The 21273-nt window shown below is 53.0% G+C and carries 20 protein-coding genes and 1 tRNA gene; 13 read left to right on the top strand and 8 right to left on the bottom strand.

The window, feature by feature from the left end; translation table 11 throughout:
- Positions 1-17: 17 nt before the first annotated feature.
- The 4 genes from trpE to EYZ66_RS00610 are packed head-to-tail and all read right to left on the bottom strand — an operon-like array spanning position 18 to position 3930.
- A complete protein-coding gene (gene trpE / locus EYZ66_RS00625) occupies positions 18-1520 on the bottom strand; it encodes an anthranilate synthase component I (RefSeq protein WP_009575089.1) in 1503 nt (500 codons plus the stop codon).
- 5 nt (positions 1521-1525) lie between these two features.
- On the bottom strand, positions 1526-2194 hold the full coding sequence (gene rpe / locus EYZ66_RS00620; RefSeq protein WP_009575090.1) for a ribulose-phosphate 3-epimerase: 669 nt from the start codon (positions 2192-2194) through the stop codon (positions 1526-1528).
- A gap of 39 nt (positions 2195-2233) precedes the next feature.
- Positions 2234-2914 carry an N-acetylmuramate alpha-1-phosphate uridylyltransferase MurU gene (murU, locus tag EYZ66_RS00615; protein ID WP_009575091.1) on the bottom strand — a complete coding sequence of 227 codons (681 nt, stop codon included), beginning with the start codon at positions 2912-2914 and terminating at the stop codon, positions 2234-2236.
- Positions 2905-3930: an aminoglycoside phosphotransferase family protein gene (locus tag EYZ66_RS00610; protein ID WP_009575092.1), complete on the bottom strand. Its 1026-nt coding sequence runs from the start codon at positions 3928-3930 to the stop codon at positions 2905-2907. Before EYZ66_RS00610 ends, murU begins: the two co-directional genes overlap by 10 nt.
- A 48-nt stretch (positions 3931-3978) precedes the next feature.
- On the opposite strand from EYZ66_RS00610, the gene EYZ66_RS00605 reads away from it, so the two are divergent.
- Genes EYZ66_RS00605 through EYZ66_RS14335 form a run of 7 tightly spaced genes read left to right on the top strand, consistent with a single transcriptional unit; the run spans position 3979 to position 11951 of the window.
- Positions 3979-6513, top strand: a complete 2535-nt coding sequence (locus EYZ66_RS00605) for an LPS-assembly protein LptD (protein WP_040816178.1) — start codon at positions 3979-3981, stop codon at positions 6511-6513.
- Positions 6497-7762, top strand: coding sequence for a peptidylprolyl isomerase (locus EYZ66_RS00600; RefSeq protein ID WP_009575094.1), 1266 nt, complete (start codon positions 6497-6499; stop codon positions 7760-7762). The genes EYZ66_RS00605 and EYZ66_RS00600 overlap by 17 nt, the downstream gene beginning before the upstream one ends.
- Positions 7763-7764: 2 nt before the next feature.
- A complete protein-coding gene (gene pdxA / locus EYZ66_RS00595) occupies positions 7765-8733 on the top strand; it encodes a 4-hydroxythreonine-4-phosphate dehydrogenase PdxA (protein ID WP_009575095.1) in 969 nt (322 codons plus the stop codon).
- Entirely contained in the window at positions 8730-9530 is an 801-nt protein-coding gene (rsmA, locus tag EYZ66_RS00590; protein ID WP_009575096.1) for a 16S rRNA (adenine(1518)-N(6)/adenine(1519)-N(6))-dimethyltransferase RsmA, read from the top strand. Before pdxA ends, rsmA begins: the two co-directional genes overlap by 4 nt.
- The gene (apaG, locus tag EYZ66_RS00585; RefSeq protein WP_009575097.1) at positions 9511-9930 is read left to right on the top strand and encodes a Co2+/Mg2+ efflux protein ApaG; all 420 of its coding nucleotides are present in this window, start codon (positions 9511-9513) and stop codon (positions 9928-9930) included. The genes rsmA and apaG overlap by 20 nt, the downstream gene beginning before the upstream one ends.
- 5 nt (positions 9931-9935) lie before the next feature.
- The gene (locus tag EYZ66_RS00580; protein ID WP_009575098.1) at positions 9936-10787 is read left to right on the top strand and encodes a symmetrical bis(5'-nucleosyl)-tetraphosphatase; all 852 of its coding nucleotides are present in this window, start codon (positions 9936-9938) and stop codon (positions 10785-10787) included.
- Positions 10788-10814: 27 nt separating this feature from the next.
- Complete coding sequence (locus tag EYZ66_RS14335) at positions 10815-11951, top strand: tRNA nucleotidyltransferase/poly(A) polymerase-related protein (protein WP_009575099.1); 1137 nt, start codon at positions 10815-10817, stop codon at positions 11949-11951.
- Here EYZ66_RS14335 and folK read toward each other — a convergent pair.
- From folK to tsaD, 3 genes are read right to left on the bottom strand one after another with little or no spacing between them, the layout of a single operon-like run.
- A complete protein-coding gene (folK, locus tag EYZ66_RS00570) occupies positions 11948-12460 on the bottom strand; it encodes a 2-amino-4-hydroxy-6-hydroxymethyldihydropteridine diphosphokinase (protein ID WP_009575100.1) in 513 nt (170 codons plus the stop codon). The genes EYZ66_RS14335 and folK overlap by 4 nt on opposite strands.
- Positions 12457-12819: a dihydroneopterin aldolase gene (gene folB, locus EYZ66_RS00565; protein WP_040816195.1), complete on the bottom strand. Its 363-nt coding sequence runs from the start codon at positions 12817-12819 to the stop codon at positions 12457-12459. The genes folK and folB overlap by 4 nt, the downstream gene beginning before the upstream one ends.
- Positions 12819-13850, bottom strand: coding sequence for a tRNA (adenosine(37)-N6)-threonylcarbamoyltransferase complex transferase subunit TsaD (tsaD, locus tag EYZ66_RS00560; protein WP_009575102.1), 1032 nt, complete (start codon positions 13848-13850; stop codon positions 12819-12821). Before tsaD ends, folB begins: the two co-directional genes overlap by 1 nt.
- Positions 13851-14004: 154 nt before the next feature.
- Between tsaD and rpsU the strand changes: the two genes are divergently transcribed.
- From rpsU to EYZ66_RS00530, 6 genes are all read left to right on the top strand, one after another.
- A complete protein-coding gene (gene rpsU, locus EYZ66_RS00555) occupies positions 14005-14220 on the top strand; it encodes a 30S ribosomal protein S21 (protein ID WP_009575103.1) in 216 nt (71 codons plus the stop codon).
- Positions 14221-14232: 12 nt separating this feature from the next.
- Complete coding sequence (locus EYZ66_RS00550; protein WP_009575104.1) at positions 14233-14679, top strand: GatB/YqeY domain-containing protein; 447 nt, start codon at positions 14233-14235, stop codon at positions 14677-14679.
- A 71-nt stretch (positions 14680-14750) separates the two neighbouring features.
- Positions 14751-16574 (top strand): DNA primase, encoded by a 1824-nt coding sequence (gene dnaG / locus EYZ66_RS00545; RefSeq protein WP_160195547.1) that lies wholly within the window; start codon positions 14751-14753, stop codon positions 16572-16574.
- Between the two features lie 101 nt (positions 16575-16675).
- Positions 16676-18478: an RNA polymerase sigma factor RpoD gene (rpoD, locus tag EYZ66_RS00540; RefSeq protein WP_009577352.1), complete on the top strand. Its 1803-nt coding sequence runs from the start codon at positions 16676-16678 to the stop codon at positions 18476-18478.
- Between the two features lie 28 nt (positions 18479-18506).
- Positions 18507-18583, top strand: a tRNA-Ile gene (locus EYZ66_RS00535).
- 86 nt (positions 18584-18669) lie between these two features.
- Positions 18670-19308 carry a DUF2987 domain-containing protein gene (locus EYZ66_RS00530; RefSeq protein ID WP_009577351.1) on the top strand — a complete coding sequence of 213 codons (639 nt, stop codon included), beginning with the start codon at positions 18670-18672 and terminating at the stop codon, positions 19306-19308.
- A gap of 5 nt (positions 19309-19313) precedes the next feature.
- Here EYZ66_RS00530 and EYZ66_RS00525 read toward each other — a convergent pair whose 3' ends face one another.
- Positions 19314-21152 carry a TonB-dependent receptor gene (locus EYZ66_RS00525; RefSeq protein WP_160195546.1) on the bottom strand — a complete coding sequence of 613 codons (1839 nt, stop codon included), beginning with the start codon at positions 21150-21152 and terminating at the stop codon, positions 19314-19316.
- Positions 21153-21273: the final 121 nt, after the last annotated feature.

The raw sequence follows: 21273 nt of genomic DNA, 5'->3' as shown, positions 1-21273 counted from the left end.
GTTTGCTTACCCGGGGTTTAGGGCAATAACTCACTCGACTTAACCATCGCCGCCGCACGCAACATCGCGCGGGCCTTATTCAGAGTCTCTTTCCACTCGAGCTCCGGCACCGAATCGGCAACGATACCTGCACCCGCTTGAATATACAGCGTTTGGTTCTTAATGACCGCCGTACGAATAGCAATGGCGGTATCCATATCGCCCGACCACGAGATATAGCCCACTGCACCGCCATATACACCGCGCTTAACGGGCTCGAGTTCGTCGATAATTTCCATCGCGCGAACCTTAGGCGCACCCGATAACGTGCCGGCTGGTAAAGTCGAGCGCAACACATCCATAGGGCTCAAACCTGACTTTAATCGCCCGGTGACGCTCGAAATAATGTGCATCACATGGCTGTAACGCTCGATAATCATGTTGTCTTGCAATACCACCGAGCCCGTTTCAGCAATGCGTCCCACATCGTTGCGACCTAAGTCAATCAACATTAAATGCTCGGCGATTTCTTTCGGGTCGTTTTTAAGCTCTTGCTCCATCGCCAAATCTTCGGCTTCAGTGCGGCCGCGGCGACGGGTTCCCGCCATCGGTTTTACCGTTACCTCTTGGTCCTGCACCCGCGCCAAAATCTCAGGTGACGAACCCACGATATAAAAATCGCCCAAATCTAAATAGTACATGTAAGGCGAAGGGTTTAGGTTGCGCAGCGCACGATACAAATTAATCGGCGGCTCAGAAAAGGGAAGACTCATGCGCTGTGAAGGCACGACCTGCATCACATCGCCCGCCAGGACATAGTCTTTAACTCGCTCAACCGCAGACTCAAAGCGATCTTGACTAAAGCTAAATTCGGCGCCCTGCTCGATGGCTTCGGCATTCTCAGGCGCCAAGCGAATCGCTGGCAAAGCCTCAAGCGGCTGCGGCAGTGCCGCTTCAAGCGCGCCCAAACGCGCAATGGCTGCGTCATAAGCACGATCCTGATCCACATCGACATTCACGATCAACGTTAAGGTACCCGCCAAGTTGTCAAAGACCAGAACCTCCTCGGATACCATCAAGAGAATATCGGGGTTTTGAACGTCATCATGTGGCACCGAATGGGCCAAGCGCTGCTCGACGAACCGCACCGTATCGTAAGCAAAATAGCCAACTAGCCCGCCGTGAAACACGGGCAAGCCTGCGATGGGCGCCGAAGTAAATTGCTCGCGAAATGCATCGACCTCGGCCAGCGGGTCACTGGACTCCCACTCGCGCAACACAGCGTTGCCGCGGACTTCTTGCATAACATGGCCGCGCGCCACCAATCGATGCGAACACGGTAGACCGATAATGGAATAACGACCCCATTTTTCGCCACCTTGCACCGATTCAAACAAGTAAGAATACGCACCTCGAGCCAGCTTCAGGTAAGCGGTTAGGGGTGTTTCCATATCGGCTAAAAAGGTCGCCGCTACGGGGACACGCTTAAAGCCCTGCGCCTTGAGCTGCTGAAATTCTACCTGACTGATCGGATTTAACATGGCTCTTACACGCTCGCTAACTGAGCACGCATGGCGGCTATGGCCTGCGCATAATCCGGTTTGTTAAAAATAGCTGAGCCGGCTACAAACATGTCGGCACCTGCTCGAGCTATGTCTGCGATGTTGTCGGCCGTCACGCCACCGTCAATCTCTAGGCGGATATCGTAGCCTGACTCATCGATCAAACGACGTACTTCAGCACATTTCTCTAGGGTCGATGGAATAAATTTTTGCCCGCCAAACCCAGGGTTCACCGACATCAGCAGCACCATATCAACCTTATCCATGACGTACTTCAAGCACTCAGGGCTAACGTGAGGGTTTAAGACCAACCCAGCTTTACAGCCTGCCGCGCGGATTGCGCTGAGCGACCGATCGACGTGCGTCGACGCGTCGGGGTGAAACGTAATGTAGCTGGCACCTGCGTCGGCAAATTGCGTGATCAAGGCATCCACTGGCGACACCATCAAATGCACATCGATTGGGGCGGTAACGCCATAGTCGCGCAAGGCCTTACACACCATTGGCCCGATGGTTAAATTCGGCACGTAATGATTATCCATTACATCAAAATGCACCACATCGGCCCCGGCCGCTAACACAGCGTCAACTTCCTCGCCTAAGCGAGCAAAATCGGCCGATAAAATCGAAGGGGCAATTAAATAATCGGTCACAGCAAGCGTCTCGTTTCGCAAAATGTGTAGTTTAACGCGTTAGCGGGCCGCAGCGAACCTTTTCTCTAATTCCCCCAAACGCTCGGGGGTTCCCACATCCAGCCAAGAGCCCCGAAAACGCTCGCCAAAAATTACGCTGTTGGTGATCCCTTGTTCTAGCACGGGTCTCAGGGGGAGTGGCTCGGGCGCATAACCCTTAAACAAGTCAGGGTGATACACGCCCATGCCAGAGTAGGTAAATGCCTGGGTTTGGACCTCATGTCGGAGCGCGAGGCTGCCATTGGGCCTAAACCCAAAATCGCCTGAGGGCTTGTGTTCTGGGTTATCCACCATAATCAACGAGGCCATTGCACCACGCGGCAAGCGCACCCAGGGAAAGGGCTGGTAGTCGCACCACACGTCTGCGTTGACCACCCAAAAAGGCTGATCACCCAGCAAGGGCAAGGCATTAACGATACCGCCTGCTGTTTCCAAACGTTCGGGCTCATGCGAATAGGCTATATCCAACCCAAATTGGCTGCCATCACCGCAGGTTGCTTGAATTTGCTCACCCAAATACGAGGTGTTGATGACAATTTCCCGAAAACCGATGTTCTGAAGCTTGCGCAATTGATGCACAATCAGCGGCGAGCCGTTTACAGGTAACAGCGGTTTCGGGCAGGTCTCGGTCAGAGCACCCATACGCTCGCCACGACCGGCGGCCAATAACATCACTCGCATGAGGTGTACCAAACGCAATGCTCAAAGGCGGGGCGAATCTGCTCGGTCCACCGGCCGAAGAACTCGGCAACGCTGGGTTCAGATTCGCGGTACCGCATTAAGGTCTCCTCTATGTAAGCAATAACTCGAGGCAAATCGGGCAAATAGCCCGGCTTACCGTCGCGCAAATACAAGCGCGCAAATACACCCAAAACTTTGATGTGGCGCTGCAGGCCCATTAAGTCAAAATCACGTAAAAACTCACCAACAGTGGCCGGCTTTAACGAGTCGCCTAGCCCGTCATAGAAGGTCTCGACCCAAGCCTCGACCTTTACTCGTGGCCAAGCGCAATAGCAATCTTTTAGCAGCGACACCAAGTCGTAAGTCACCGGGCCAATAACGGCGTCCTGAAAATCAATAGCGACCAATTCAGTATCGGTCACCATCAAATTGCGCGAGTGAAAATCGCGGTGAACTAAAACTTGAGCCTGCGCAAGCGCAGAGTCGATCAGTCTCTCGTCCAAATCACCTTGCGCCTTCTGAAACTCAGCAGAGGGTTCCATACCCAACAGACCACGGATAAACCACTCTTCACAAACATCCAACTCCGTTCGCAAACGCCGGGCATTGTAAGCCGGCAACTCGATGGCTCGAGTGGTCGCTCGTGCCACCTGAGACAACATTTGCATGGCGCCTAAATAATAGATATCCACACTTTGGTCGGTCAACAAGGGCAGCAGCTGGCGATCTCCAACGTCTTCTTGTAGCGAGTACCCCAGTTCGTTATCCCATGCTAAAAGATGAGGCACTCTCGCACCGGCCTCCGAAAAAATTTTGGCGCAATGTGCAAAGGTTTGGGTCACGCCTGGCTCGGCGCTGGCATCGGCAAAAATGTACGATCGACCGTTCGCGCGAACTCGATAGTAACGCCGCAAACTCGCGTCACCCGCCAACGCGTGAAAATGGACTTCGGTTGCGTTCAACCCTAACTGAGTTTTGATCCACGCCAGTTGTATTTCAGGATTTGGATTCTGCACAGATTCTCACAAAATTTAAGTCGGACAAGCCTAGCCGCATGTTTTATCATGCGCACTTTAGCACTAACAGACCTACTGGTAACCATGGCCCTTGCAACTCCACAACGCAAAACCAAACTTCACCCACTGTGGCTGGCCTTAGCGCCTGCGCTTGCGTTGTATGCCAGCGGCGGGCAAGCCGATGCCCCCCCAGACAAAACCTCTGCGCCCACACTATACCGTTGCGAAGCGAATCGTGATAACACTGGCTGGGACTGTGATGCAGCGCCAAGTGCTTCTCTGACACCGCGTACCGTCAGCGCAAAGCCAACCCGCACGACAAACCAGCAGCCTAGCCCAGCTGCGGGAAAGCCTGAATCCAAACTTACAACCGACACAGCGCAGTTAGATTGGCAGCCACTTGCCAGAGTGCCGGCTGACCAACGAGACGAAGACTGCGTTCGCTGCAGCGGCCGCTACCTCGAGCCCGATTTCGACACAAGCGGAGCCTCTGGCGATAACATCAACGCAAGCGCCGACAATTCAGAGACAACCCCCACGGGCTCGGTGCTGTCAGGTGATGTTCTCCTCACTCAAGGCGCCCGACGAATCCAAGCTGATAAAGTCACCATCACCACTGACAGCGAATCGCTACAACTAGAAGGAAACATCCGAATTCGTGAACCGGGCGTGTTGCTGCAAAGCCAAGCCGCCGTCATTTCAAGAGCCAATCAAACTGCCAAATTGAGTCAAGCCGAGTTCGTGCTTCACGACGACTTTTTACACGGCAGAGCGGAGCAGCTAGAACAAACAGGCACGCAAAGCTTGGTACTGACCAATAGCGCCGTGAGCTATTGCGCACCGGACGATCCCAGTTGGGAGCTTCATGCTGACAGGCTTGAACTAGACGCTGAAGCCGGCGTTGGTAGAGCAGAAGGCGCCAAACTTAAAGTCAAAGATACGACCGTGCTCACCCTGCCTAACATGAGCTTTCCAGTCGGTGACACGCGCAAATCTGGGGTTTTATGGCCCAGCATCAGCAACGATTCAGAAAACGGCGCGACGATTGCTGTACCCTTGTACGCAAACTTAGCGCCAAATTATGATGTGCTCTACACCCCAATGCTGATGCAAGAGCGCGGGTTCCACCAAACCCTTGCCGGGCGCTATCTCGGTAAATCAACTGGGCAGCTCGAACTTGAATTGGGCTATATCGACAGCGATGAACTCGGCTTTGCCGGAGGCTCGGTAGGCCAGAACCGCTGGCATATCAACCTCACACAAGAGGCCGAGTACAACGATAACTGGTCCTCTAAAATTCAGATCGCACGCATCAGTGACCCCAACTACTTGCGCGATCTCGACAGCGGTCGCGCAAATAGTCGCTACCAAGACCAATTGAGCCAAGAAGGTTATCTGCGCTATCAAGCGCAATATCTCGATGCCCAGATAAGTGCCCGGAAACTGCAATCAACTGCGCTTGATTTGAAGGATAGCTACGCAAGCCTTCCTCAACTTGAGGTCAGCTATCGCAGTCAAAATCGCGTCATTGAACCTGTGCTGACCGTGCAGTGGACTGACTTCAACCACAGCAACGACCAAGCCATACAGGGCGAGCGAACCTATACCAATGCAGGCTTGGCGCTCAACTGGCAGGGCGCAGGCGCCTACGTCAAAGCCCAGGCCACTTTTCAAGATTTGAGCTACACATTAGACAACTTGCCTCCTGGCATTGACGACAAACCAACGGCCAGTGCTGATCGCTTTATCCTGGACGCCGGACTTTACTTCGATCGGCGCACATCGAGCGCGCTGACAACGATCAGTCCGCAAATCTATTACCTGAACAACACCGGCGATGACTCCCTAAGCACCCCTTTGTTCGATACACGAATCCGTTCAGCACACAGTAACGCTTGGTTTAAACCCAGCTTAACCGTTGGCCACGATCGTCTACTCGACGAAAATAGAGTAACGGCAGCGATCGAGCTCAACCATGTCACCGACGGTTCAGTGTTCGATGCAAGACTGGCCTACTTGTCTTTTATCGACACCCCCGCGACACCCCTGTTGACGACGCATGCGATGTACCAGTACGACGAGCTAATAGGCTTTAACGCTGAAGCTCACTGGGACTCAGGCTTCAGCGCATCGCTCGACATCATTACCGACGCCCAGTCTGGAACAGCGCTGAACCAGTTTGCCGAAGTCAGCTGGCAACCAAGCACCGACACCCTGTTGTCTTTGGGCTACTCAAAAGTCGACACTCTAATGGCTCCACGCGAGCAATGGCACGTATCTGGTGCTTATCGTTTAAGCTCACAATGGCGAGTTTTGTTTGCGGGCAATGTCGACACACGGCACAATGCCAATCTCGAAACGCTGCTTGGTTTAGAGTATGACAGCTGTTGTTGGCGCGTGCGGCTCGTACACAGCCAGTATCAAGACGTACCTGACGGTCTGTATTACCAAACTGAGTTAGACTGGCGCGAGGAACAACAAGTACAAATCGAGGTCGTACTAAAAGGCTTAGGCGGTTTTGGCCAAGCCATCGATTCGACACTCAACCAACTGATTAGAGGTTTCCATGAAGCAACTCGTTAAATTAGCGGCAGGTTTGGCATTAGGCTGCGCAATCAGTGGCGCCCAAGCTGCTGTTGAGATCCTAGACAAAGTCATTGCCGTAGTTGACGACGACGTCATCATGGAAAGCGAATTGCAAGAGCGCTTAATCGTTGTAAAAAACAATATCACGTCGCGTGGTTTAGAAGCACCACCAGAGGATGCACTGGTCCGCGAAACGCTGGACCGCTTAATTCTGGAGAGCATCCAACTGCAGAAAGGCGTTCGCTATGGCATTCGAATCGAAGACCAGCAATTAGCAGCGGCGGTAGGACGTTTAGCCAGCCAAAATGGTTTAACGCCCCAGCAGTTCGTTGATCAGCTCGAGCAATCTGGCGGTTCGTATGGCGAGTTACTGGCCAACATCGAGCGCGAAATGATCATTCAGCGCGTTCAGGGTGGTAATGTTAACCAGCGAATTGATATTACCACAGCCGAAATCGAGGCTTTTCTTGACACGGAAGAAGGTCAGCAACTCATTCAACCGGCCTATCGCTTAATTCATGCGCGCCTCGATGTCAGCGACGACATAGATCTGGATGCAGCGCGCACCTACGTCGAGAGCTTAGCCGAGCGAATTAACGCAGGCGAAGAATTTAACGAAGTGATCGGCGCGTCGACAGACCCTTACCAATTCAAAGGCGGTGATTTAGGCATTCGCCCAGAATCTGACTTGCCCTCACTGTTTGCACCCATCGCGCCAACCATGGAACAAGGATCGTTTGCGGGACCCATTGAGAACGGCCGCTCATTCCACTTTATCTACCTATTGGAGAAGCGTGGTGGCACTCAGATTATTCCGCAAACCTCAGTCCGCCACATTCTGATCAAGCCAAGCGAAATTCTGACCAACGAGCAAGCACAGGAATTAGCCGCCGAATTGCGACAGCGCGCCCTGGATGGTGAAGACTTTGCCGATCTTGCTCGAGAATATTCAGAGGATATTGGCTCTGCCCAAGAGGGTGGCGACCTAGGGTGGGCGAGCCCAGGCCAGATGGTGCCTGTGTTTGAAGAGCAAATGTCAAACGCTGAGCTTAACGCCATTACCGAGCCCTTCCAGTCGCAGTTTGGCTGGCATATCCTGCAGGTAATGGATCGTCGCGACCAAGACGTGACCCAAATCGTCAATCGCAACCGCGCGCAAGACTACCTGCACAACCAAAAGTATCAGGAAGAACTCGAAGCCTGGCTGCAACAGATCCGCGACGAAGCCTTTGTCGACATTAAATAATTGTGGCTACCCTAGCGATTACACTGGGCGAACCGGCGGGTATCGGCCCAGATATTGTCGCCTCTGCGCTGCAGAACCCAAGCGCTCACCGCCGTATCGTTATTGGTTGTGCGACAACACTTAAGGCCAGAGCCCAGCAGTTGGGCTTAGCCATGAACTTGGTTGACTACGGCGACGACCCTTACGACACGGCCAGTATTGAGATTATCAACTGTCCAACCGAAGCAGCAGTTATTCCCGGCGCCTTAAATACTGCCAATGCAGCATCGGTGCTGCAAAGCCTCGAACGTGCGGCCCACGGGGCGCTACGAGGCGAGTTCGATGCCATTATCACAGCACCTGTTCAAAAATCCGTTATCAATGACGCTGGCGTGCCCTTTAGTGGTCACACCGAATTCTTTGCCGACATGGCAGGGGTGCCCAAAGTCGTCATGATGCTGGTCGCCGGTTCTTTGCGCGTCGCACTGGTCACCACCCATTTGCCACTCAGTGCGGTACCCAAGGCGATCACCAGTCAGGCGATCACCGAAACGCTGCATATTACGCAACGTGATTTGCAGCAACACTTTGGCATTGCCAATCCGCGGCTTGCGGTGCTGGGTTTAAACCCTCATGCCGGCGAAGGCGGCCACCTTGGACGTGAAGAAATCGAGATCATTACGCCCTGCCTAGAGCAGCTCAAGAACCAAGGTTTCGACCTGCTGGGACCTCTCCCAGCAGATACCGCATTTCAACCGTTGATTCTGGATCAAGTGGATGCGGTCATTGCACAATATCATGACCAGGGCTTACCCGTTCTTAAGTACGCGGGCTTTGGCGAGGCCGTCAATGTCACCCTTGGCTTACCGTTTATTCGCACCTCGGTTGATCACGGCACAGCACTCGATTTGGCCGGCACTGGACGCGCCAAAACGGGCAGTTTTTCTGCGGCTTTTGAACTGGCCGCGACATTGGCGAGTTTAAAATCATGAATCAAAGCTCAGGTCTCTACAAACACAAGGCGCGCAAACGCTTTGGGCAAAATTTCTTGCACGACACGCATGTGATCACGTCGATCGTATCTGCTATTGCGCCAGCGCAAGACGACCATATTGTCGAGATTGGACCAGGTCAGGGAGCTTTAACGGCGGAACTCGTGCCTTATTGTCAGCGCTTGGATGCCATCGAACTCGATCGCGATTTATTAACCTTGCTGCTGGCGAGCTTTTCGATTCACAAAGGGTTTCACTTACACAATCAAGACGCACTGAAGACGGACTACCGCGAGTTGCACCAAGGCAGACCCTTGCGTGTCGTGGGCAACCTTCCCTACAACATCTCCACACCATTGATACTGAAACTATTCGAGTACACCGATATCATTGCCGACATGCACTTTATGTTGCAATCGGAGGTAGTCGACCGCCTGACAGCACAGCCGCACAGCAAGGCTTGGGGGCGCCTGGGTATCGCAGCACAATACTTGTGCCGCGTTGAGCGCATTATCGATGTCCCACCCGAAGCCTTCGATCCCGCTCCAAAAGTACAATCGGCTGTGGTAAAACTGACTCCGAAAGACTCGAGCAAGATAGATTTAGAGCAACTCGGGCGCTTGCAGGCCTTAGTTAAGCAAGCATTTGCACAGCGCCGCAAAACACTCAGGAACAACTTGAAAGGCGTGGTATCCGACGCACAGCTCGAGCACTTTGGCATAGATCCAGCCGCACGCGCTGAAACAATTAGCTTAGAACAATGGGTAGCTTTGAGCGATGGCATCGAACAATTCTGACACTAAAGAGGTCACCAAGCTGGATATCCGGGTCTTTACTCAGCCTCAGTATCTGGAAATGCACTCTGATCCAGCGCGCAAACAGTATCGCTTTGCGTACCGCATTCGCATCGAAAACCACAGCGAGGAAACCGTGCGCCTGCTTCGCCGGTACTGGAAAATCACCAATGCCAACGGTAAGATTGATGAAGTAGAAGGTGCTGGCGTCGTTGGCGAAACGCCGACTCTGCGTCCCGGCGCGCATTATGACTACACCAGCGGCTCAAATTTCGAGACCCCCATCGGCTTTATGGAAGGCTACTACACCTTCGAAGTCATTCACGAACATGGCGCGTTTCCAGACACGTTTAAAGTCACTATCCCAAGCTTTCGGCTAGCCAAGCCCGGGGCTCTGCATTAACACCCATGGCGACGTTTATTGCCGGCGATTTACAAGGCTGCTTAAAGCCGCTGAAATGCGTGCTGAAACAGGCAAACTTTAACGATCAACACGACCGGTTGTGGCTGGTGGGCGACATTGTCAATCGCGGCCCTAGGAGCCTAAAGGCTTTGCGTTTTGTGTATGAACGGCGAGATCATGTTCAGGTCGTATTAGGTAATCACGATCTTCATCTGCTGGCTGTGGCCCATGGGGTACGCAAACCCTCAAAAGGCGATACCATCGATGAAATCTTAAAAGCCAAAGACTGCGACACCCTTTTGGGCTGGCTAATACAGCAGCCGTTAATGTATACCCAAAGCCAAGTCACCATGGTGCATGCGGGCATTGCGCCAAATTGGTCACTCGAGCAGGCCCAAGGGTATGCCAACGAAGTACAAGCTATGCTGCGCTCAAGCAAGGCGCCGTTGTTTTTTGAATCCATGTACGGCAACGAGCCCGACTACTTTGACGAATCCCAGACAGGCGTGATACGTCTGCGCTCGATTACCAACGTCTTCACTCGCATGCGCTTTTGTACCGCGTCGGGCCGACTCGATTTGACCAGCAAGGGGCCAAGCCCCTCGGCAAGTGAGTTACCCAACCCGTTGACTCAAACACCCGAGCCCGTGGATGCATGGTTTAATCATCCCCATCAAATTCCGGAAAACCATCGCATTGTCTTTGGCCATTGGGCAGCACTTGAGGGTCGTTGCGCCGCACCGCATGCACTTGCCTTAGACACAGGGTGTGTATGGGGCGGCTCGTTAACGCTTTACGAGCTTGAACAGGATCGCTTCTTTCGCTGCCCCTGCAAAAACGGCAAGCCTCTGGTCTAACACCGCGTTTGGGCCTAAACTCGCCGCATGAAAACGTATCTTGTGGGCGGCGCCGTCCGTGATAGCCTGTTAAACCTACCCGTGCATGAACGCGACTGGGTAGTCGTGGGCGGCAGTCCCGAGGCCATGCTAGAACAAGGCTTTCGCGCCGTCGGCAAGGACTTTCCGGTTTTTTTACATCCAAGCACCAACGAAGAGTACGCCCTAGCCCGCACAGAGCGCAAACAAGGTCAGGGTTACCACGGCTTTGCGTGCCATTACGCACCAGACGTTTCACTGGAAGAGGACTTGGCGCGCCGGGACTTAACCATTAACGCCATGGCTCAAACCAAAGATGGCACATTAATCGACCCTTATGGTGGCCGGGTCGACTTAGAGGCTCGGGTTTTACGCCACGTAACCGATGCCTTCAGCGAAGATCCCTTAAGAGTCTTGCGCTTGGCCCGCTTCGCCGCTCGATTTAAGCGCCTTGGGTTTTCTATCGCGCCCGAAACACAGCGCCTAATGCAAACCATCGTGGCCAGCGGCGAATTGACGACCCTACCTCACGAGCGGTTATGGCAAGAATTGCACAAGGCGCTCGGCACTCAACATCCAGGCGAGTTTATCGCGGTACTGGCACAGTGCGGTGCCTTGCAGCAGTTACTCAAGGTAGACAACACAGGCCCCACGACTTTTACGCCGTGGACAGATACGCTGAACCAAAGTGCAATGCTCTGCCGCAATACGACCCACCATATCGCCGCATGGCTACTGCGTGGCAGCAAACAGCCCACACTCAAAGATGTTTTACCTGCACTGACTTCGCAGTTCGGGCTGCCCAAGCGAATCGTGGAACACATTGCCCAGCTGCGGGTACATCCTGAACTACAAGCTGCGCCCAATGCCCAGGCTCCCGATTCCGTGTTTAACAGCTTGCGTGATTGCGGCGCGCTCAAGCAAGGCGAAGGTTTTGCGGACTTACTCAGTACGGCTGCCCATCTTGCACGAATCGATAACCACGAGCAGACAAACAACCGGTCAGAGTGGCTAGCACTTGCCGAAATGTGCCGAGAGATAGGCCGCGGCAATGTCGAGGCCAATTTGACGGGACCCGCAATTGGACAAGCCATAGAACAAGCACGCCGTGAAGCTGTTGCTAATGCCTTGGCGGCTAATGACTAGAGATTACCCGGTAACTCTACACCCAGATAAACGTAAGGAATGCGCACCAAAGGTTGCTTTGCCTGATCAAAACGTTGCCAGAGCTCACCCAAGGAAATATTGATGTTAGGCAGTGCGCGATTAGGTGCGAGCTCCGCTAGGGGCCTGAGTACAAAAGCGTTGTAATGAATTTCGGGGCGCGGCAACTCGATGTGCTCGTAAAAACCGCAGTAATCGCCATACAACAAAATATCGATGTCCAGCGCCCGACTGCTGTTGCGCATCGCGTTCTCGGGGCGCCCGTGCCGATACTCGATGGCGCGAAGACGATCTTGTAAATCGAACAACCCCAAATCGGCATCCAGAGCCACCACTAAGTTCCAAAAGCGCGGCCCGTCAAAGCCAACACTGTCTGACTCGTAGACACTTGATGCTTGCAGCGCACCAAACTCGTCTCGCAAGGCTTGCAAACCCGAAGCAATCGAATCAGCAGGCGCAATATTGCTGCCGATACCTAGGTATACTCTCACAAATCGGCCTGCGTTCGCGTGAGCTCCACACCCACCCAGTCAGCTTGCGGCACCGCACCGGGCTTTTTAACTGTCAACGATACCTCGGCGACACCAAACTGATGCAACAAACCAATCGCTATTTGTTCGGCTACTGTTTCAATAAGCTGGGCTTGTGATTGAGCCAGGTAGTGCATTATCCAATCCGATACTGCGGTGTAATCTAAACAGTCTCGAACATTGTCGCTCGCTGCCGGTAACCGATTATTCCATTCGAGCTTTATATCAAGGACCAATTCCTGTCGAATCTCGCGCTCCCATGCATGCACTCCTATGCAAGTGGGCACGCGCAGGCCTTTAATTAAGACACAATCACCCATTAACTCGACACCGCTCGCAATTCCGCCAAGGGCCATCGCGGCCTCAGATCCATCAAAGGTCCGTCTTGCTCGCCCGCCAACAACCGTTGAGCACCGGCGTAAGCGATCATCGCACCATTATCAGTGCAATACGCCGGCGCAGGGTAATACACACTAGCCCCCAGTGGCGCTAACGCCGGACCGAGACTTGCGCGCAAGCGCTGGTTAGCGCTAACTCCGCCTGCCATCACCAAAGTCTTTAGCCCGGTCTGCTCAAGAGCCCGTCGACATTTAATGATTAGCGTATCAACCACGGCATCCTCGAAAGCGCGCGCAATATCGCACACATCCTGCTCGCTGATTTCATGTATACCGCCCAAACTTTGCAGAGTAGTTAAGGTATAGGTTTTGAGTCCGCTAAAACTGAAGTTCAGGCCCGGCTTATTCACCATAGGGCGCGGAAAATCGAAGCGGTCCGGGTTACCGGACTCCGCCTTTTTTGCAACGTGCGGCCCACCTGGATAGGGCAAGTACAACATCTTTGCCACTTTATCAAAAGCCTCACCTGCGGCATCGTCAACCGACTCCCCCAGTAAGGTGTAGTCTCCAATGCCCTGCACTTCGATCAATTGAGTATGCCCGCCTGAAACGAGCAAGGCGACAAAAGGCATGGTCGGCGGTTCATCCGACAACATGGGTGCCAACAAATGGCCTTCCATGTGATGCACACCCAGCGCGGGGATGCCTAAGGTTTCTGCCAGCGATCGCCCCACCAGAGCACCCACCATTAAAGCGCCAATCAATCCGGGACCTGAGGTATACGCAATACCCTCGATATCGTGAATCTCAAGACCCGCTCGAGACAAGACGTCATGAATTAAGGGCAAGGTTTTGCGCACGTGATCGCGCGAGGCCAGTTCTGGTACAACACCGCCGTAGACAGCATGAATATCGATTTGGCTGTACAAGGCTTCAGCCAACAATCCGGCCTCGGTATCGTAAATTGCGACCCCAGTTTCGTCGCAGGAGGTTTCTATTCCTAATACTCGCATAGGGCACCCTTTAACACTTGGGCGCAATGGTAAAACAGGCGCGCGCAATGAGCTAGCAGAAAGCTTTGCATTCGTGCGCAATCCACTATAGAATTCGCGCCCTTAATTGAAATTGGGGTTACACCCATACCGTACAACTGGACAGGTAAATAGAATGCCATCAGTAAAGCTGAAAGAAAACGAACCCTTTGACGTAGCACTTCGTCGCTTCAAGCGCTCTTGTGAAAAAGCCGGTGTATTGGCTGAAGTTCGCAAGCGTGAGCACTACGAAAAGCCTACCACCTTGCGCAAACGAGCTGCCGCTGCTGCCGTTAAACGCCACCTGAAAAAAGTCTCTCGCGAAAACCGCAAGCGTACTCGTTTGTATTAAGAGACTGCGCCCATGGCTACGCTAGTCGAGCAGATAAAAGCCTCTGTTAAAGAGGCCATGAAAGCAAAGGATAAGCAGCGCCTAGGCACCCTCCGATTAATTCAATCGGAATTCAAACGCATTGAAGTAGACGAGCGCATCGACATTGACGATGCGCGGGCTACTGCGATTATGGACAAGATGCTGAAACAGCGTCGCGACTCCGTAGAACAATATCAAAACGCTGGACGCGATGAGCTCGCCGAGCAAGAACTCGCCGAGATCGCAGTGATTAGCGAATTTTTACCAGAACCTCTATCCGCTGACGAAATCGACAAAATGATTCAAGACGCGATTGCGGCATCAGGCGCCAGTGGCATGCAGGCAATGGGAGCTGTAATGGCAACCATCAAACCACAGATGCAAGGCCGAGCAGATATGGCCGAAGTGTCCAAGCGGGTCAAAGCACTCCTTAACTAAAGGCGATCACCGTCTTTAGGCAAAGCCTCTAAAACGTGATTCAATAGCCTTTTTGGCAACGTACATAGCCCATGGCCGGACTCATTCCACAAAGCTTTATCGACACCCTGCTCGACCGCACCGATATTGTGGAAGTCGTTGATCGTCGAATAAAACTGAAAAAGACCGGCAAGAATTACTCGGCTCGCTGCCCTTTTCACGACGAAAAGACGCCTTCTTTCAGCGTTAACCCAGACAAGCAGTTTTATTATTGCTTTGGCTGTGGCGCGGGCGGAAACGCCATCGGCTTTGTGATGGACTACGACAATGTCGACTTTCCGCAAGCCGTGGAAACACTCGCCCACACCGCTGGCCTGGAAGTACCTCGCGAGCAAACCACTCCGCAGCAAGAGGCACAACGAGACCGTCAATCCCATCTCTACACGACCCTGAATGCCGCTAATCAGTACTATCAACACGCCCTGCGACATCACCCGCAAGCCGGTCGAGCCGTCGACTACCTGAAGGGCCGGGGCTTGAGTGGGCACATCGCTAAACTTTATCAGATTGGGTTTGCGCCGCCTGGATGGCAAAATCTGATCGAGCGCTTGGGCGATAAAGAGCTCGAATCATTAGTCGAAAACGGCATGGCAATCCGCAACGATAAGGACCGCACCTACGATCGCTTTCGAGATCGCATTATGTTCCCAATCAGGGATCAACGGGGGCGTGTGGTGGCCTTTGGCGGTCGCGTACTGGGCGACGAAAAACCAAAATATCTTAATTCACCCGAGACGCCCGTATTCTCAAAAAGCCGCGAGCTGTATGGGCTTTACGAAGCCAAACAGTCACGCAAATCCATCGAGCGCATCGTGGTCGTTGAAGGCTATATGGATGTCATTGCACTTGCGCAACACGATATTCACTACGCAGTGGCAACACTGGGGACGGCCACATCGGAACATCATTTAACGCGCCTCTATCGTCTTGTATCAGAAGTTGTGTTCTGCTTTGATGGCGATAAGGCCGGACGAGCCGCAGCAGAGCGCGCGCTACATACGGTGCTGCCCTTGCTCGAGGATGGTCGTCAAGCCAAATTTTTGTTCCTAGATGAGGGTGAAGACCCCGATACACTGGTCCGAAAACTCGGCACCCAAGCGTTTGAATCATTAATCAAAGATGCTCGACCGGTCGAACAGTTCTTATTCGATATGGCCGCAGAGGGATTAAATCAAGAATCGCTCGAAGGTAAAGCCTCATTTTCAAAGCGTGCTGTGCCACTGGTACAACAACTGCCAAGCGGCGTGTTTAAACAATTGATGTGGCAGGCGCTGGCCGATCGGACTGGCGTAGATTTAGCGTCTCTAACAGAGCTTGCCCAGATTCAAACACCAAAGCCGAAGCCCATTCTCGCGCAAGATCTCGAGCCAAATAGCCCTAATTCCCTAGCGCCCAAACCAATTCAACGCCATGAAAAAAATAGCGGACCCAGTAAGTTGGCGCTTACCTGCATCAGTTTACTGTTACAGCGACCCGACGTCGCCACGCAAGTCGAGAACGAAGACATTGCCATACTTAACGATTCTGGCGAGTCGCTGCTGAGCGAGCTACTCACATTGCTGCGCAAGCAACCCCACTCCAATACCGCGATGCTCCTCGGGCATTGGTATGGTACCGCCGAGGGTGAATTGCTGGCTCGACTCGCGGGTGAGGAATCGATCATTCCTTTCGATGGTCTGCCCGTTCAATTTAAAGACTGTCTGCGGCGCCTGACAAAGCATCCCAAGTTGAAAGTTCTGCAAGAACGCATAAATGATCTCAGCAAACGCGGCATTGGGTCTTTGTCCGATACCGAAAAATCCGAACTTAAGGAACTTTTGGCGGAACTCCGTGCCTTAGAGTCAGCGAATTCATAGCGACAAACTTTTTTCAAGCCAAGCGCTCAGCGTCTGGTCGTAAGGCTTTGAACTTGTTATAATAACCGGCTTAATTTTATCTCCTCATAGGTAACCGCTTCATGACTGAATCAGTCAAGCAACAGTCTCGCTTGAAGAGCCTGATCGCGAAAGGCAAAGAACAAGGCTATTTGACTTACTCAGAAGTCAACGATCACCTGCCCGAAGACATCTCAGATCCAGATCAGGTCGAAGATATCATTCAGATGATCAACGACATGGGTATTCAGGTGTTCGAAGAGGCACCCGATGCCGATGAGCTATTAATGACCGAAGGCGATAGCTCTGCCGACGATATCGCTGCGGCCGAGGCCGCGGCCGCACTGGCTGCGGTAGAAACGGAAGCAGGCCGAACGACTGACCCAGTCCGTATGTACATGCGCGAAATGGGTACGGTAGAACTGCTTACCCGCGAAGGCGAAATTGTAATCGCCAAGCGCATCGAAGAGGGCATCCGTGAGTTAATGGCGGCCCTAGCGCACTACCCCGGCGCCGTCGAGCACGTACTGAACGAGTACGCCCAAGTCACGCAAGAAGAGCGCCGGTTGGGCGATGTGATGGTGGGCTATTTGGATCCTGCCGACGAGGTGCCCACCGCAGCAGAAGTCGCAGCCGCCAACGAAGCAAGCGGTGACGATGAAGAAGGTGACTCTGGTCCAGACCCCGTAGAGGCAGCAAAGCGCTTTAAAGAATTGCGCAAGCAGTGGGAAAAGACCGAGAAAGCACTCGCCGAAAAAGGCCGCCAGAGCAAGGTGACCCTTAAAGAGCTGGACAAGCTTGGCGAGGTATTCAAGTTCTTTAAGCTGACGCCTCGTGTATTTGATCCGCTACTCGATATGGCACGCGATGTGCTTCAAGAAGTCCGCACGCAAGAGCGCGAGATCATGACGATTTGCGTTCGCCACTGCAGCGTGCCGAGAAAAGCATTTATCGACAGCTTTGTTGGCAACGAAACCAACGAGGCATGGCTGGACGACCTAATCAAGAAAGCACCAGAACGCGCCGCGAAACTCGAAGCCGATCGCGACACGTTGATGCGCCTGCAGCGCCGAATTATCGCAACAGAAGAGAAAAGCGGCCTGAGCGTTAGCGAGATCAAGGAAATCAACCGTCGCATGTCGATGGGTGAAGCTCGTGCTCGTCGCGCCAAAAAAGAAATGGTCGAAGCGAACTTACGCTTAGTGATCTCGATCGCTAAAAAGTACACAAACCGCGGCCTGCAGTTCCTGGATCTCATCCAAGAGGGCAACATTGGCTTGATGAAAGCGGTCGATAAATTCGAGTATCGCCGGGGCTACAAATTCTCGACCTACGCAACTTGGTGGATCCGTCAGGCCATCACTCGCTCGATTGCCGACCAAGCACGTACCATTCGTATTCCTGTGCACATGATCGAAACGATCAACAAGCTAAATCGTATTTCGCGCCAGATGCTACAAGAGATGGGCCGAGAGCCCACGCCCGAAGAATTGGGCGAGCGCATGGATATGCCTGAAGACAAAGTGCGTAAAGTGCTTAAGATTGCCAAAGAGCCGATCTCGATGGAAACACCTATTGGTGACGATGAAGATTCGCATTTAGGCGACTTTATCGAAGACGTAACCATCGCCTCTCCGGTGGACTCTGCAACCGGCCAAGGCTTGCAGGAAGCGACCACTGAGGTATTGGCGGGACTGACTGCGCGCGAGGCCAAGGTTTTGCGTATGCGCTTCGGTATCGACATGAACACAGACCACACATTGGAAGAAGTGGGCAAACAGTTTGACGTAACGCGTGAGCGTATCCGTCAGATCGAAGCCAAGGCACTTCGCAAACTGCGACATCCGACGCGCAGCGACTACTTACGTAGTTTCCTAGACGACTAAGGCGGCGTATAATCGCCGCTCTCTTCATGGCCCTATAGCTCAGTTGGTTAGAGCGCTCGACTCATAATCGATCGGTCCCAGGTTCAAGTCCTGGTGGGGCCACCATTTCATCAGATGGATTTTTTTGTACTTCAGTTGCCCCCCATGTAGGTGCTACGCTCTGCCATGAGTAAGTTGTTTTTGGGTGTTGAATGACCAAATTACTGATGATCATCGCGTTAAGCCTAGCCTCAAGCCTGAGCTCTGCAGACGAATTTAAACGGGTCGAATACAGCAAAGTCAATGCTGTATTGCAGTACGTTCACGACGAAGTCAAAAGTCCTATGGCGCAGCTCAATACCCGCGTCAGTTATTCTGGAGAGGGTGAAGTCAAAGCCTGGCTAGAGGGCGCGGGCTTACCAGAGCAGCCATTACCCATTGATACAAACCACAACATCACCTTGCCTTTGCTGACCGACGCTGAAGCAAAAGCACTTACGCTGGTCGTTAACCAACCCGCGCACTTAACGTCTTTAAACGTCACCTTGTTTTTGGCGCCACCCACCGACAACGTGATCTCTTATCAGACACTTTTTTCGTCCCTCGATGATATTAACGGCTTAACCGAAAAAATGGCGGGCGGCATGAGCTGGTTGACGCCAACACTCAAGACCTTGCAATTTCACTTCGGTGAACCCGCAACGATTACAATGACCGCTGACGGAAAAACCACCACATATCGAACCGACGAAACGCACAGTATCGAGCTCAAGCGCAACAAAAGAGTCGAAGCGCAAAACCCAACGGTAACTTTCAGCCGTCAAGCAGAGTCGGTCGTTTCTCTGCGCTAGATTGATTAACGCAAATTTAGCGTAACCTGCAAGCTCGCGCTTCGACGCGCTGCCGGTGAGCCCGGGAAGCGCTGAAAATCTTCGTCACTGACATTATCAACGATGAACGCCAACTCGAGCACATCAACCGGCGAATACACCACAGACACCGACCCAACGTAGGCGGTATCAGCGCCGCTGCGTAAAGGATTATGCGCTTGGCGCCGGTACTCGTTGTCTAGTTTGACCTGCCATTGCTCATCTAACTGCCAGGTCAAGGCGGCGGTCAATCGCTGCTTAGCATAGTTAAGCGCGTAATAACTCGCATCGACCATGGCCGAGCCATAGTCGGCATTTTTGGTGAGGTGCATTCCGCCGACGATCCATGCAAGATCACCGGCACTCGCGCGCCACAATACCTCGACGCCTTTAACATCCAAGTCAACGGCATTAGCCTGGCGGGTACTGGGTTGACTCGTACTGTAGGTCCAGTCGACCAAGTCATCGTCCGTGCGTTTGAATAATGAAACCGAAATATCGCTACCTACCGCCGCTTGATAAGTGAGAGTCGTCGACCACTGCGCGGATTCTTCGCGACCTAGGTTCGCATTGCCGCCAAACAGGCCGGTAGGACGAGACTTTAACGCGGTATAACCCGGGACTTGTGAGCTATCGGCGTAATCCAAAGTCAACTGCAAGGGCAATGCGTTTGATATCCAAGTCGCCGAACCCAAAGCACCCCAGAATGGCTCACTCTGAGAGGTATCTTGATAGACGATACCCGCTTTAAAACGCCAATCCGCAGCGTCGCCAGAGACTAGCCAAGTCGGTGCCAGCACTGCACTGATATACTGCCGAGAACGAAAGTCGCCCTCGGTCAAATCCGTAGAACGCACCAACTTATCGGCTTGATATTGCACGGCGTACTCGTAATCAACATTCCCTAGATCCGTTTTACCGCGTAAACCCAAACCCCAGTTGCGCGTTTTATGATCAAACGAGCCAGGCACGCCCACCTCCTGAGTGCGCCGGTCGAAGTCATAATCGTCGTCCAAACTACGACGATACGCACTAACAGCATACCAACCCGCCTTTGTCGCTTGACGATGATTCAACAGTACCAAAGACGTTTTTGTGTGATCCGTTTCGGGCAATGACGCAAAGCCCGTATAAGCTCCAGGCCAACCGAAAAATTTATCTTGATGTGCCAGTATCAGATCCGATTGCGCGGAGTCTGTGCGACGCTGCAGCGCAACATTAAGTCGCTCAAAATCATGATCGCCATTCGCCACACTGCCGTCACTCGATGAGCGTGTCGCAGCAAGTCGAATGCCAATATCCGAATCGTTCATCGCGAGCACCGAAGCCAAGCGCAGGCTTTGATAGCTTGACTGATCATCGCCCCAAGCCCCCTGCAGTTGAGCTTGCGGTTCAACCGGCTTTAGTGAATAAGACACTGCACCAATAGTCGCGTTTTGCGCAGCGAGCACGCCATCACTACCCAAAGCTACTGAGGGCGAGCTTAAAAAGGTCGGCTCAATGGGCAACTCCAGTAGGTAATGCCCCGTTTGCGGGTCGCGAATATTTACCGCACCGACACTGATCGCCGCACTTTCAAAGCTTGCACCCCGAATCACCAAGTCGGCCTGCCCTTCTGCCAAACCCCGCGACTGAACATCAAGGACTGGGTCGTAGCGCAGAGCGGTAGCAAGGGTCGCAGCACTCGACGCCGAATTGTCATTGGCAACGCGGTTGGCAACAACAGCGACCTCTTCTAATGCCGGAATGGAGTCGGCCTGGAGAGCATGAGTCACAGATAACGACGCGAGTGCCAGACTAAAAGACAGTGGTTTACTAAAGTGCACAAAAACTCCGTATTCATTGCGATGCCAACGAGGTTGCGGAGTCTACCCTCAGCTATTGTTAATGTCTAATGCAAAATCTGGTTAACAAATGATGGCGCCGCTTAAAGCACGAGACCAATTG

Source organism: Aequoribacter fuscus (genome assembly GCF_009910365.1).
Lineage (GTDB): Bacteria > Pseudomonadota > Gammaproteobacteria > Pseudomonadales > Halieaceae > Aequoribacter > Aequoribacter fuscus.
The sequence above is the reverse complement of the archived record's forward strand: the minus strand, read 5'-3'. Positions and strand labels throughout refer to the sequence as shown.

Excerpts from the sequence above, each read along its gene's own strand:
- EYZ66_RS00600 (WP_009575094.1), top strand. The coding sequence starts at position 6,497 with ATGAAGCAACTCGTTAAATTAGCGGCAGGTTTGGCATTAGGCTGCGCA.
- EYZ66_RS00550 (WP_009575104.1), top strand. The coding sequence starts at position 14,233 with ATGGCTACGCTAGTCGAGCAGATAAAAGCCTCTGTTAAAGAGGCCATG.
- rsmA (WP_009575096.1), top strand. The coding sequence starts at position 8,730 with ATGAATCAAAGCTCAGGTCTCTACAAACACAAGGCGCGCAAACGCTTT.
- EYZ66_RS14335 (WP_009575099.1), top strand. The coding sequence starts at position 10,815 with ATGAAAACGTATCTTGTGGGCGGCGCCGTCCGTGATAGCCTGTTAAAC.
- EYZ66_RS00580 (WP_009575098.1), top strand. The coding sequence starts at position 9,936 with ATGGCGACGTTTATTGCCGGCGATTTACAAGGCTGCTTAAAGCCGCTG.
- tsaD (WP_009575102.1), bottom strand. The coding sequence starts at position 13,850 with ATGCGAGTATTAGGAATAGAAACCTCCTGCGACGAAACTGGGGTCGCA.
- folB (WP_040816195.1), bottom strand. The coding sequence starts at position 12,819 with ATGGGTGATTGTGTCTTAATTAAAGGCCTGCGCGTGCCCACTTGCATA.
- dnaG (WP_160195547.1), top strand. The coding sequence starts at position 14,751 with ATGGCCGGACTCATTCCACAAAGCTTTATCGACACCCTGCTCGACCGC.
- EYZ66_RS00530 (WP_009577351.1), top strand. The coding sequence starts at position 18,670 with ATGACCAAATTACTGATGATCATCGCGTTAAGCCTAGCCTCAAGCCTG.
- rpsU (WP_009575103.1), top strand. The coding sequence starts at position 14,005 with ATGCCATCAGTAAAGCTGAAAGAAAACGAACCCTTTGACGTAGCACTT.
- trpE (WP_009575089.1), bottom strand. The coding sequence starts at position 1,520 with ATGTTAAATCCGATCAGTCAGGTAGAATTTCAGCAGCTCAAGGCGCAG.
- rpoD (WP_009577352.1), top strand. The coding sequence starts at position 16,676 with ATGACTGAATCAGTCAAGCAACAGTCTCGCTTGAAGAGCCTGATCGCG.
- EYZ66_RS00605 (WP_040816178.1), top strand. The coding sequence starts at position 3,979 with ATGCGCACTTTAGCACTAACAGACCTACTGGTAACCATGGCCCTTGCA.
- murU (WP_009575091.1), bottom strand. The coding sequence starts at position 2,914 with ATGCGAGTGATGTTATTGGCCGCCGGTCGTGGCGAGCGTATGGGTGCT.
- apaG (WP_009575097.1), top strand. The coding sequence starts at position 9,511 with ATGGCATCGAACAATTCTGACACTAAAGAGGTCACCAAGCTGGATATC.